General features: G+C 37.6%; 9 protein-coding genes and 2 pseudogenes. 9 read left to right on the forward strand and 2 right to left on the reverse strand.

What is annotated here, in order from left to right; all coding sequences use genetic code 11:
• Positions 1-444: 444 nt before the first annotated feature.
• Positions 445-1,332, reverse strand: a complete 888-nt coding sequence (locus tag AC59HZ_RS22635; RefSeq protein WP_496548023.1) for a DMT family transporter — start codon at positions 1,330-1,332, stop codon at positions 445-447.
• 967 nt (positions 1,333-2,299) lie between these two features.
• Between AC59HZ_RS22635 and AC59HZ_RS22640 the strand changes: the two genes are divergently transcribed.
• From AC59HZ_RS22640 to AC59HZ_RS22670, 7 genes and pseudogenes are all read left to right on the forward strand, one after another.
• On the forward strand, positions 2,300-3,754 hold the full coding sequence (locus tag AC59HZ_RS22640; protein WP_496548024.1) for a YfcC family protein: 1,455 nt from the start codon (positions 2,300-2,302) through the stop codon (positions 3,752-3,754).
• 32 nt (positions 3,755-3,786) lie between these two features.
• Positions 3,787-4,911, forward strand: a complete 1,125-nt coding sequence (locus tag AC59HZ_RS22645) for a M20 family metallopeptidase (protein WP_496548025.1) — start codon at positions 3,787-3,789, stop codon at positions 4,909-4,911.
• 227 nt (positions 4,912-5,138) lie between these two features.
• Positions 5,139-7,235, forward strand: a complete 2,097-nt coding sequence (locus AC59HZ_RS22650) for a sigma-54 interaction domain-containing protein (protein ID WP_496548026.1) — start codon at positions 5,139-5,141, stop codon at positions 7,233-7,235.
• 518 nt (positions 7,236-7,753) lie between these two features.
• Positions 7,754-7,999: pseudogene (locus AC59HZ_RS22655) on the forward strand (NAD(P)-binding domain-containing protein); the annotation flags it as partial.
• Between the two features lie 97 nt (positions 8,000-8,096).
• Positions 8,097-8,987 (forward strand): LysR family transcriptional regulator, encoded by an 891-nt coding sequence (locus AC59HZ_RS22660; RefSeq protein ID WP_496548027.1) that lies wholly within the window; start codon positions 8,097-8,099, stop codon positions 8,985-8,987.
• Between the two features lie 58 nt (positions 8,988-9,045).
• Positions 9,046-9,177, forward strand: coding sequence for a hypothetical protein (locus tag AC59HZ_RS22665; protein WP_496548028.1), 132 nt, complete (start codon positions 9,046-9,048; stop codon positions 9,175-9,177).
• Positions 9,178-9,262: 85 nt separating this feature from the next.
• A pseudogene (locus AC59HZ_RS22670) lies at positions 9,263-9,344 on the forward strand (DDE-type integrase/transposase/recombinase); the annotation flags it as partial.
• A 570-nt stretch (positions 9,345-9,914) separates the two neighbouring features.
• On the opposite strand, the gene AC59HZ_RS22675 reads toward AC59HZ_RS22670, so the two are convergent.
• Positions 9,915-11,219 (reverse strand): ArsR family transcriptional regulator, encoded by a 1,305-nt coding sequence (locus tag AC59HZ_RS22675; protein WP_496548029.1) that lies wholly within the window; start codon positions 11,217-11,219, stop codon positions 9,915-9,917.
• Positions 11,220-11,622: 403 nt separating this feature from the next.
• Here AC59HZ_RS22675 and AC59HZ_RS22680 point away from each other — a divergent pair, with 403 nt between their 5' ends.
• Entirely contained in the window at positions 11,623-13,056 is a 1,434-nt protein-coding gene (locus AC59HZ_RS22680) for a histidine kinase N-terminal domain-containing protein (protein WP_496548030.1), read from the forward strand.
• 3 nt (positions 13,057-13,059) lie between these two features.
• Complete coding sequence (locus AC59HZ_RS22685) at positions 13,060-13,632, forward strand: ANTAR domain-containing response regulator (RefSeq protein ID WP_496548031.1); 573 nt, start codon at positions 13,060-13,062, stop codon at positions 13,630-13,632.
• The last annotated feature ends 176 nt before the right edge of the window (positions 13,633-13,808 follow it).

Consider the following 13,808-nt stretch of genomic DNA (forward strand, 5'->3'; position numbering starts at 1 on the left):
TGGAAAGAACAGCTAAAAATGAAAAATAAGTGAATCTGCATATGTATCGCTCCTATACCATCTAAAATATAAGTGGCAGTTGAAGTGTTATTTTTTATTAGGGGTCCCGTCACATCGCCATCAAAGTAAAGTAATTAAATATCCTCAAAACGAAAGAAATTCATTATTCTTTCTCTATCACCATGGAAAGGATGTATAACCTGCATTATTTCAGAGGATGTGTGGCAACAGTCAGCGATGCTCGTTGGATGTATTCGACTTGTTTGAGACACGGGGCTCTATCACCAAAAAAGAAATGGCCTGTATCCTGCTAAATCTATTATTGTCCTTAATAGATTTAGCTAGGCTGCAGGCCTAAAATATTTTCATTCGTGGTGGTGGCTGCTATGCCATGGAGGTTTGAACAACCTCGGATCTCAATAGGGAATAGCAGCAAATGATTTACTACATATTTTTGCTGTAATTATTTTGTTTTAATAAACTCTTAAAATCGAGTTCAGCAATTAATACACTCAATAAAATAAGTGTTGCCCCAAGGTAACCTTTAAGATCCAGCGTTTCTCCTGTGAAAAAATAGGCAAAGCCTGCAGAAAACACCGGCTCTAACGTAAAAATAAGACCTGTATGTGTAGGGCTGGTATACTGCTGGGCAATGATTTGAACAATGAACGTAATTGCAGTGCAAAATATGCTTAAAACGAGGATTGCAAACCATGATTCGAACGTATAGGGAAGTTTGGGGGTTTCCATAAACATGGAAAAAACGAAGGCGAACAATCCAACAAAACCTAGTTGTAGAACCCCAAGGGAAATGGAATCGGCATGCTTAGTCATCGCGCCCGTAACAAGGATATAAACGGCATAGAATAAGGCACATAAAATGCATAACAGATCCCCAAAACCGATTCTTAATTCGCTGTTTAATGTCAATAAGCCGATTCCCACTATGGTCAACAGGATTCCGACCACTACTTTTTTTTCGGGCCATTTCTTAAAATATACAAATTCTAGTACGGGGATGAATATGACAGTCAGACTCATTAAGAATCCGGCATTCGAAACCGATGTGTACTTTGTGCCAAACGTAGCACAAATATAAATGAGAAACAAAATCGAAGCTAATATAATTGCATATTTGACCGTTTTGAAATCTATTTTGATTAAATGCTTGTAAAATACGATGCCTGAAATGAAAAAGGCAATCAGAAAACGCAATGCGATTAAATTATATTCTTGAACATGATTGAGGCCAATCTTTGTAAGTAGAATGGATGCACCCCAAAAAAACGTAATCATTAGTAGTGCTAAATCAGCTTTTAATTGCAATTTCATCTCTATTTCCTCGTTCTTCATAAACTATTAATTATTTTAGCGTGCAATAAATATTGACGCAAATTTTTTTTTTCTAGTTTCTTGGATTATGGAAAAAACTGAAGCATGAACATGATCGACTGCTTTTACCAGAGTGCTAAACGCAGGAAGCTCATGATCAGATACTTTCGCTATATGCTTGATAATGAAAAATAGCCACTCAATAAGTGAACGTTTAGTATCGAAGCTTCTATAAAAAATCTCCCGTAATTCTGAGTGGCACCAAAAAGAACGAATTCTTGCCATACCCCGTTAAAAACCGATGTGTGCTACAAGCTGTGTGTATGATTAAAGATTATTTTCTGCTCCTTATCTGTGGGCTTTTTACTACAACTTATTAGCTACGATGGTACGTTCGCTTACTCAATTTTTTAAATTAAGTTGGAGTTTTTAAAGACATTGTGAAGGTTTGTACTTAAAAAGACAGGTGAGTTCAAAAAGCGCTTTATTATTTTTTGCTAATAAAGGAGCAGCCTGGGGAAAATAAATAGCGAAATAAACAACATAAGACGGTTCTTCTGACCTTTAAAGTAGGAGAATCGTCTTTTTAATTTCCAAAAGACGAATCCGCATTTTCAGAAAGAGATCTTACTTTCAAATACTTTCATTAGACCAAGTCTTTTCGAATAGGAGATTTTATCTGTACTAAGAACCTTGTTCAAAATATAATAATGGTTATATTTTAGGTTATCTAATAACCGATAAAACATCCTAAAAATTGACTGAAGATCAGCATTTAATAGATTATTTGTAGTAATAAAAATTGGCATGATTCTTGCGTAATAAAAAACTGTAACTTCTGAATTTTATAACACAATGAAATGAGGTGGAGGGCTTTTTGAGGAACCAATCAAAATTATGGGGTAAAAACTCCAAAGGATAGAGGATGAGCAAGATAAAAAAGAACTTTGGAATTGGAGGATACTACATGCAATCTATTAGGAAAGAGGCAGCAGTTGAAAAAACAGCTGATCAGGGGAGAGTAGAGAAGAAAAGAAGGTTCGCACAGCCTGACGCTTATGTTCTATTATTTTTTGTTGCATTTATCTGCGCTATTGCCACATACATTTTACCGGCAGGTGAATTTAAAAGGATAATAAAAGGAGACATCACCATAACGGTACCTGGAAGTTTTCATTTTGTTCATTCACATCCCACTGGTTTCGTAGACTTCTTTACTACAATCCAAAACGGAATGGTAATGGGCGCACCGCTTATTTTCCTTATTCTATTTACAAGCGGAGCCTTAGCTGTCATTGAAAAATCGGGTGCGATCGATGCGTTTCTTAAGTCCACCCTTACTCGATTCAGGCATCGCTTGCTGTTTTTAATTATCCCTGTAGGATTCATATTGTCTGCTTTGGGAACGACTGGAATTGTGGTCAATTCGGTAATCGCTTTCATACCATTAGGATTATTTATCGCTCGTGGATTGAAATTGGATGCTATTTTCGGCGTTTCCCTTATCTATCTAGGAACCTATGCTGGTTGGAACGTACCTGTTTTTGCTCCTCAAACGCTTGGACTATCCCAGCGTATTGCTCAACTTCCGCTTTTCTCGGGAATAGGCTACCGGATCATTATCTACCTAACAGTTTTGGCCGTTACTCTTTTCTATATATATTTGTATGCTCGCAAAATTCAAAAGGACCCAACCAAGAGCATCCTTGGCCCAGAATCGTTTACTTCTGAGATTGCAGTGAAAGGTACCGAAGTAGAGACTACGGTAAAGGTTTCCTTGCAGCAAAAGCTAATCTTATCGTTTGCGGGATTATCTTTGCTAGGTTTTATGATTTTCTCTCAGATATTTAAATGGACGGAAAATGAAATGGCTGGTCTTTTCATTTTTATTGCCATTGGCGCTGGTTTAATCGCGCGAATGAGTGCAAATGACATAGCATTGACATTTATTCAAGGCTGTAAACAAATGGTCTATGGAGCTCTAATTGTGGGGATGGCCAGAGCGGTGGGCTTAATCCTTCAGGATGCAAAGATATTAGACACCATCGTCAATGAGTTGGTCCACCTCCTTGAACCGTTGTCTCCGACTGCCGCTTCGATTGGAATGTATATCGGAAGTGCGGCTCTGCACTTTTTGATTTCTTCCGGTTCTGGGGAATCTACCGTGTTGATGCCGATTCTTGTCCCTTTGGCAGATTTGCTGCATATTACACGTCAAGTAGCTGTACAGGCGGTTATGCTTGGGGAAGGAGTAGTAAATACCATCAATCCGACATCCGGTGTGCTGATGGGTGTACTAGCAATGAGCGGCATCTCTTATGGAAAATGGCTGAAGTTCATGCTTCCATTAACGGCAGTTTGGTTTGTTCTCGGATTAATTTTCATCATTATCGGTATGATGATCAACTGGGGACCTTTCTAAGAAATAGAAGATAAATTTAGGGGATTTCAAATATGGATAAATTATTAGAATACTTTAAGCAACACCAAGAAGAGATCAATGAAGATCTAAAAACACTTGTGCTGGCTGAGTCGCCTTCGCATTCGAAAGTATGGGTGGATCAATGTGGAGAAGTGATTCAACAGCTGTTTAAGAAGCATCTTGACGTTGAGGCGGAAGTGATTCCCCAGGAGCATGCGGGGAATCACTTGCGGTTTAGTTATGGGAAAGGCGATGCCCAAATCTTAATCATAGGCCATTTTGACACTGTCTGGGAGGTGGGAAGGCTTTCCTACCGAGTAGAAGGAAACAAGGCGTATGGGCCGGGCATCCTGGATATGAAAGGAGGAATTATCCAGGCTCTATGGGCGTTGAAAGCTTGCCGTGAGTTGGGGATTTCCTTAAACAAGAAAATCGTTTTCTTATGTACAAGCGATGAAGAGGTTGGAAGCAAAACATCTAGGGCATTAATCGAACAGGAAGCTATAAAGAGCCAGGCTGTTCTCGTTCCGGAGCCGGCAGCGCCAAATACAGGTGCACTTAAAACAGCCCGAAAAGGAGTTGGCAGGTTTTCGATCCAGATTAAAGGAAAGGCGGCGCATGCAGGGCAAAATCATCAGGATGGAATCAGCGCGGTACAGGAAATGGCTCATCAAATTTTATTTTTGCACTCACTTACTGATTATGAGTTGGATACAACTCTAAATGTCGGCGCGGTACGAGGAGGGAGCGCCGGAAATGTGGTTGCAGAACAAGCGGAACTGGCTGTGGATCTGCGAATCAGCCAGTTCCGTGAGGCGGAACGTGTTTCGAAAATCATATATGGGCTAAAGCCGCATCTGGAAGGGATATCCTTACAAGTTGCAGGTGGAGTTACCCGCCCGCCTATGGAAAGAACAGCTCAAAATGAAAAATTGTTTAATCTGGCAAAAACGTGTTCATCTGAATTAGGGTTTCACTTAACTGAGGAATCAGTGGGTGGGGGCAGTGATGGGAATTTCACTTCCGCATTAGGCATTCCAACGCTAGATGGGTTAGGTCCAGTGGGAGAAGGTAACCATGCCGAAAATGAGCATATTGAAATCGATCAACTTCCCGTTAGGGCCGCCCTGATTACCCACCTTCTTCGTAAGCTATAATTTTAATAAACAAAAATGCAAGTGCCGGTTTGGTACTTGCATTTTTTTCGCATAGGAAAGTTTAAATTAGAAAAAGCGTGAAAAACAAACAAACAAATTTTCCTATCGGGATAAAAAACTTCCTCTAATTGCCGTCTCGTTTTCCACTAGGGATTTTTTAGGTATAGTTTTAGGTTTGTGTTTAGGTTATTATTATCCTAAAAAAGGGATTTTAAAAGGAGAGAAAAATGGAGAGACGTAGTATTTTACTGCTAACAAGAGGGGAAAAGCTAGCACAAACCTTTGAGACTAACCTGAGGATGTTTTTCGGTACCAATATTCAGATTTATATCGTTCATGAGCACGGGGAGCTGGATAGCCAATTAGTAGATAAGTGTGAACTGATTCTAGTTTCCGCCGAAAGTATATTGGATCGTTTACCGAAAATACTCCATGAGCGGACCCTGTTTGCCAGAAGAACCGTTCATTTGCCAAAGCTCGAACAACTGATGGATTTGGCTCCGGGAACCCAATGTCTATTTGTCTCGAACAGTATGGACACGATTGTAGATGCCATTGAGCTTTTGAATCGCCTGGGATTTGATCATTTGCACTTTATTCCATATGTTCCGCAGACAGCGGAAATCCGGCCTGTACTTGAGGATATCGATGTGGCGGTTACTCATGGATTAAAAGAACTTGTCCCGGAGACGATTGGTAAAGTGATTGATTTGGGCATACGCCCGATCGATCTTACAACGATATATGATATTGCTCAACAATTGAATCTTCCTATAGAAAATGCGCATTTCTATACAGCGGAGTTTTTCCGTGATTTTGTCCGCCTTGGAAGAAATTTAGCCAATTCCGTAAACAATGAGAAGCGGTTAAATCAAAAGCTGGAATCTGTATTTAATGCTGTTCATGAAGGAATTATCAGTATGGATGAATGGGGATATATTACTGTTTTTAATGAAGAAGCGGAGAAAATCCTAAGCCTGTCTGCAGAGAATTGCCTTGGAAAGACGTGCTGGGATGTAATCCCTGAGTTTAACTTGAATCAGATATTTCAATCCCACGCGGAGGAGTCCAATCAATTATTGGAGATACGGAACAAGGTTCTTCTGGTTACCAAAGTTCCCATGATGCTGGACGGGCGTTTGATGGGCGTCGTTGTTACGTTTCAAGACGTCACGATTGTTCAACGAATTGAACAGGAAATCCGCAAAAATAGCAGCCGTCTGGGATTAACGACAAAATATTCTTTTGAAAATATTATCGGTGTAAGTGGGTCCATCACCTCTACGAAACAGGTTGCTGTCAGACTGGCAGAAAGTGATTTTACCGTAATGATCACAGGAGAAAACGGTACGGGCAAGGAAGTATTTGCCCAAGCGATTCATAAGTATTCCACCCGGCGGGATGGCCCATTCGTCCCGGTCAACTTTGCCGGCCTTACAGAAAGTTTGGCAGAAAGTGAATTGTTTGGATACGAAGAGGGATCTTTCACAGGAGCTAAAAAAGGAGGGAAAATGGGTCTATTCGAATTGGCTCATAATGGAACCATTTTTCTGGATGAGATTGGGGATGCTCCTCTCAGTATTCAGGCCGCCTTGCTGCGTGTGCTCCAAGAGCGGCAAGTGATGCGGGTAGGAGGAAATCGCGTAATTCCCATCAATGTCAGGGTGATTGCTGCCACAAACCGAAACCTGAATAGTATGGTGTCAAAGGGTGCTTTTCGGGAAGATTTGTACTATAGACTCAATGTTTTGCCGTTAAATATCCCAAATCTTAGAGAACGGCAAGAGGATCTTTTTATCCTCATTGACTATTTCCTTCATGATAATGGGCGAAAGCTACGATTTACACCTGAAGTAAAAAATGTTCTATTAAACTACAACTGGCCAGGTAATATTCGGGAGTTGGAAAATTTTATTAAGTATCTGAAGGTAATCGTAGAAGGAGATACAGTGCAATTACAACATATTCCTGAACGTATATTGAATAGCAGTGGCATCTTGTCACTCCCTCACGGTCCGACAGACGGAGAGGAAACCGTGGAAAGAGAGGAAATCCTTCAATTCTTGTCACGTCACGGTTCCCTAATGGATTATGAGGATATATTGACAATCCTGTGGAATTTCAGTAAACGGCAAGAGCGAGTGGGACGAACCGTTTTATGCTCATTGATCTCCCGTCCTTTATCCGAAGCTCAAATTCGCAATAAGCTATCGATTCTCCAACGGTGTAGATGTGTCGAAGTAGGAGTCAAGAAGCAAGGTACAACGATCACTTCTATGGGAATACAGGTTTTACAATGGATCAAAGAGAAAATAATTAATTGAAAAGAAAATTATTTTTAAAACACAATATGCAATTACAAACGAAGAATCCCTTTTGATGTAATCTTTTTTCAAAATGAATTCTTTCTTTAATAAAATTGGATTAATGATCTTCCATAAAAGGGCGCATTACTGGAATACCGGTAATGCTTTTTTTCTTACCATCATTATTTAAATATCTTAGCAAGAGTACCTCACTTTCAAATACTTTCATTTGACCAAATCTTTTCGAAGAGGAGATTTAATCTGTTCTAAGAACCTAGTTCAAAAACTAATAATGGTTATATTTTAGGTTATCCAATACCCAATAAAACACCCTATAATTTGACTAAAGATCAGTATTTAATAGATTATTTGTAGTAATTAATATTGGCATGATTCTTGCTTAATTAAAAACTGTAACTGAATTAACAAAATAAAAATAACTAACACACAAAGTTTTTATGCAAGCGATTGCTTTCTGGAAAATTGTTCAATCGAGTATATATACATTTCCTAACATAATTTGGGAGGAGTACACCATGACAAGAAAGATTGGTTTTATCGGATTAGGTATTATGGGAAAACCGATGTCATTAAATTTAATAAAAGCAGGGCATCACTTAACCGTTCATGATCTCAATCAGGAGGCTGTAAACCCATTAGTGGAAGAAGGTGCAAAAGAAGCCCATTCAGCAAAGGAAGTGTATGAGAACAGTGAAATCATTATCACCATGCTGCCGGCATCTAAACATGTACAAGCTGTCGTTATGGGTGAAAATGGAATCTAGGCGGGTGCTAGGGAAGGCATTATTTAATAGATATATATAGCACTATACTATTATGCACAAGTCCAAGAAATTTGATAGATGGAGAGTAGCTATTATGGAATTGAGACATCTTAAAACTTTCAAATTCGCGGCAGAGTACTTAAATTATACAAAGGCTGCTCAACAGTTAAACTTCTCTCAACCTGCTGTAACCGCACAAATTCAGACGCTCGAACAAGAATTGAAACAGCAGCTATTTACACGAATAGGAAAGAAAACCTTTTTGACGCCTGCGGGTGAAATCCTTAGAACATATACAGATCAGATATTTTCCATAGTGGAGGAGATTGAATCATCTTTCTCCGAACTTTCAAATTCGTATGGCAATATTACGATTGCCGCTAGTGAAGGGTATTGTACGAATTGTTTTCCTTATGTAATTTCTGAGTACCAGAAGCTATATCCCCATGTACAGATTAAGGTGATTTCTTGTAACAGTGATGAAGTTATAAAAGGGATCGAATCAAACAAATACGATATAGGGATTATTTCTGGTGAGCTAAATAAAAATGGAATTACAAACATCGTGATTGCAGAGGAAGACATGGTTCTAGTGGTTTCTAAAGATTTATATGTTAGATACCCGGAAGACCAATTACTGACGAATTTTCCTTTTATTAAATATCAAGCGGGAGAATATTTTGAAACGATAATAAATAAATATTTGATACAATCGAAACTCGCATTACAAAATGTAATTGAATTTGGAAGTATAGATGCGATCAAAAAGGCTGTATTAATTAATATTGGGGTAGCGTTGTTAATCAGTGACTGCATAAAAAAAGAAATTAGCAATGGTGATTTAGTCCCAATCCTAGTTACTGAGAACAAAGTAAAAGTAAACACTTCTATCATTACGTTGAAGGAAAAAGAAAACGTAGTAACAATTCAATCTTTTATAACTGTAATCCAAAAAATTTGGAATAGAATTTCTACAATGGAGTAAAGGCCGAACGATATTCTGTTAGTAGTGATATAACACCGTTATGTAGGGAGGCAACTTTGTGACAGGTGGAACAGGAGACAACAGGGTCATATTAAAACATAGTGATGACTGCACTTTATTACAAATCAAGGAATCCGCTTTAAGAAAATATGCCTTACTGCTTCAGGAGGTTCTGGTACAAACACTTTAAAACAATTGCAATGAATCTCTAACTCTTCAACATACTGATACTATTACTCTAAACAAGGTGTGTAATCGGTATGGAAAAACAAAAATATTGTGCAGTCGATTCAAAAGGAAATACTATTGACTTTTTCCTTAGTAAAACGAGAGATGCCAAATCAGCCAAGCGCCTTGAAAAAAGCCAGGTTTTTATCACACTGACGAATAAAGCAGATTCATCCGATAAGTATCGCATTCTATTTAATTTCTTTATTAAAAGCAATGAATTTTATATTGAATTGAGAAAAGTCAAATCGACACCAGGTCTACAGTACATCAAAAGTATATCGACATTTTTAACTTCTTTAGTCCCCATGGTTTGGTTAGGCATTCCAACCTCCACACCCCTTGTGGGGACAAAAACCCCGTATGGACCTATTTGTTAAGGCTCTTTTCGTAAACTTTGTTGCTTTTGGAACTTAATATGGTGCATTTACTAAGTTTCTGGGCAATTTTCGCAAATGTTCTTACGAAAAGATGCGACGACGTTTCTGTTTATACGTGTATAAAAACTTATACGAAAAACAACAATTTATGCGAAAATAGCCTTTGTTAAAAATTAATTAACTTATTTCAAAGGATTGATGGCTATGGCATTCGATTTACTAATTAAAATGGAACCCTGATTCTAGTACAAATATGGTATAGCTTTGAAAAATTTATACCATATTGCACTAGAATCAGTATTTGTTCCAAATACTCCCTTTATAATAATAGTTTATAAATTTTCCTTGGACGCCCTTTTGTACTTGGATTTTCCTCAGCAATAACTTGAGCAAGTCCATTTACCTCTAACTCACTTAATATGCGCCGAGCACTACGTGTTGTAATTTGCATATATTGTGCGAGATCATTAGCACTCATTTCTTCATTTAAACGTTTTTTTATAATCGATTTCAATTTGTGAAGCGTAGCTACACTGAGAGAGGTTTTTTCTCTAATAGATTTTAATTCTTCTGATATGTAAGAAAAAGTAAGTTGTTCTTCTTGACCAAGTGGGCCTGCAATTCTTTTATCATCAAAGCAAACTGACCATGAACCTTTTCCCCACTTTCTACTTTGTAATAAAGCGTTCCATGCATTAATTTCAGCCTCATATGCTGAATGACCAATTCCAATTCCGCAAGTCTCCACTTCTTCCTTCAATCCCCTAAATGTATCTATTTCTGCTTTATGTGTAAAGTCGTTGGTGATGTCTTGCAAAAAACCTCTCGTTGAAAAGATCATGTATCGACCTGGACCAATTGTAAGATAAGATCCGTGAATTTTATTGGAATATGTACGCAATTTATTCAAAAATTCGAGTTCAATTTCATGAAGTTTGTTAGTTGTAAATGCTGTATTTGCCAAGTCTGCAAAAGCAGCATCATATTCAATGATTTGTACAGCAATTTGAGCTCGTTTAAAATGAAGCATTTCATACGTTCTGCGAATTTCATTTACAGAAAATTCAACTGAAATATCTGTTGGAAAGATTCGATAGGTAGGAACGCCAAGCTTTATTAATTGTTGCTGAATTGGAAGAAATGTAATAGCCAGTTTAGAATAGCCGTTATTATAGCATTGATAGTGAAAGTCGATTAATTCCTGTAATTCCATCGTATCTGATTCAACATATTTTATTTTTGTCTTAATATCAGCTTTTTGTATAATTCGTTCAATCTCATCACGTGAGATGGAGTCGTAGCTTATTTCGTCAGCTTTCAAATTATGCTCATGAGCCATATGCAACAATAATCTGGATAAAGCAATACCGGTAGATGAGAGGTGGAAAATAGGAACAGTTAATTTTCCCCAATTTTGAACTTTTTTATATGTAATTGGACCAGTACATAGCCACATGTTTATATCATGTTTACGTGGTAAAACACGTTTATCTAAATCCTCCTCGGTTAAGCACTCTATTGGAATAGGAATTGGAATACAAGTTATGTCGTTGTATTTCTTCAAATATTGTTGAACTACTTCGATAGAATCACTTACTCCAAGTAGACCTAGTAATATACTCAATGTTCTTTGCTCCCTTCTTTATATAGTGTAACAGAAATTGGTTATTTGAATCCTAAAAAGAAATCTTATATTTTTTCAGTATATTGTGTCGTAATTTAAACGATATGCTATAATAAAGGATAAGTCCATAAATAGACCGAAAATAGAAATACAAAATCTTTAATGTGGTAAGTGAATTTTTTCAGAAGATAATTAAGAGGACAACTATGGAAATAGTACAATAGTACAATTGAGCAATGGGAAATGCCATTTTATCTTTTCATTATTATTCTTAGGATGGTGGATTTTTTTCATCGTTTATCAAAAATAATATAAGAAAAGCGTTAAAAGGTTATTCAAGTGAGTGAAATTTTTTAACCAAAATATTTTTATTTATTTGAAGATTAAAGATTGGGGCGAAGACATGATTAAAACTGAGATGAACACCGTAGTAACTCTATGTCAGCTCCACACAGACCTATTGGAACAAGATATACAAAAGATCCAAGAAGTGGTTCAAAACCTGCAATTAATTGCCGATTTAAATCAAGCAAATGTGTTTGTCGATTGTCAAACGAGAGAAAAAAAGCATGCTATTGTGGTGGCAGAAGCAGCACCAGCAACGGCCAATTCTGTCTATAAAAATCCGGTAGTCGGCAAGTTTGCCTACGAAACGTTTGAGCCTGCTGTTTTTTATGCATTTCGGACAGGTAAGCCGCTTTTTCTCAATCATGCCTTAACCCAGGAAGGGAAAAAAGTCGAACAAAGCGTTGTTCCGATTGTTGGAATCCATAACCAGGTTATTGGCACGTTGATCATGGAGAAAGACAACAGCGATAAGCTTCAAAATCAAAATAAACTGAAAACGCTAACAGAAGCGAATGAAACGCTCAGTGAACTCTTATTGGGAATGGCTGAGAATCGCCCTTTTATCCCAGAAGTGATGGAGGAATCTCTATTCATTATTGACGAGGATTTACGGATTCAATATTCGAATCCTGCTGCGATGAATCTTGTGTTAGAAATGTATTCAAAGGAATGTAAAAGCGGAAATCTTTTTACTTCCTATTTTCCCAATCTTGCAGAAATGTGCAGGCTGCCGGATGAACTTGTGATCCAAGAAATCATCATACAAAATAAAGTCTTTCAAATGAAAAAAATTGCTCTTGTGCAGCATGAGAAAAATAGTGGATCATTCATCATTTTTCGTGATATAACAGAGCTGCGCGAAAAGGAGAGGGAGCTAACCGTAAAGACTGTGGCCATCCGGGAAATCCATCATCGCGTAAAAAATAACTTGCAAACCGTAGCGAGTCTTCTTCGTCTGCAGATGCGAAGAGGGGTCCCTGAAGAAAGCAAGTTTCATTTTATCAAGAGCCTTAACCGAATTTTAAGTATTGCCTCTGTCTATGAAATCATCTTATCCAATTCTGAAAATCAGGATGATGTAGAACTAGTTAGTTTAATAGAAAAAATCGGGAATATGCTGGTCTTTAGTGAAGATCATGAAGGAAAAATGATTTCAATCAACTATTCGGGCCCAAAGATCTTTATTAAATCGAATCTAGCTGTTTCCATTGCTCTTGTTATCAATGAATTAATCCAAAATTGTGTGAAGCATGCATTTGCGGAGATGACAGAGGGCCAAATTGATGTAGTCATCCAGGAAGAGGCTTCTGTAGTAAGAGTCCTCGTAAAAGATAATGGAATTGGCTATACCCCTTCCATGAAGCCGTCATTAGGACTAGAAATAGTTAAAATGATGATTGAACATGATTTTACTGGCCATTTTTCTATGGAAGGAACAAGGGAAGGAACGGAAGCAATTGTCGAATTTCCCTTTGCGAGGGAAGTTTAAGGAATGAAAAAGCGAATTATCGTAGTGGAAGATGAGTCCATCGTCCGATTGGATGTTTCTCTCATGTTAAAGGATGCGGGCTATAATGTTGTGGCGGAAGCAGCTGATGGCGAGGAAGCAATTGAATTGGCCTACAGCCTTAAGCCAGACTTAATGATCATGGATATTAAAATGCCGAAGCTGAACGGTTTAAAGGCCAGTGAGATTATTTCCAACAAATTTAATATACCGATTTTGCTGTTAACAGCCTATAGTCAAAAGGAATATATAGAAAAAGCAAAGAAGGCAAATATTTTAGGGTATCTTGTAAAGCCGATTTCGAAGGCTAACTTGATTCCGGCGGTTGAAATTGCTTTGAAGCAGGCTGAAAATGCGATTCTTTACAAAGAAAAAGTAGAAGAAATGAATCGGGAGCTGAAAAACCGAAAGCTCGTGGAAAAAGCAAAAGGAATTTTAATGAAACGACTAAATTTACCAGAAGAAACAGCTTACAATAAGATTAGAGGCCTCAGCATGAAAAAACAAATGCCATTGGAAAAAGTGGCAAAGTACATTATTTTGAAGTACCCAAGTTAGTTTACAAGTGAATAGATGAAGCAATGGTGCTTAGTAGGTTTTATTTTTTATAAAAATAAAGTCTATTAGGCTTTTTTTATTAATTTGAGAGGCGGGTTTTCATAATGATAAACAAAATATAAAAAACAGCAACAGATGAAAAATATTACATCTATTCTGGAGTCCGAAAAATTTGA

It is taken from the genome of Neobacillus sp. DZ-9 (genome assembly GCF_059587065.1).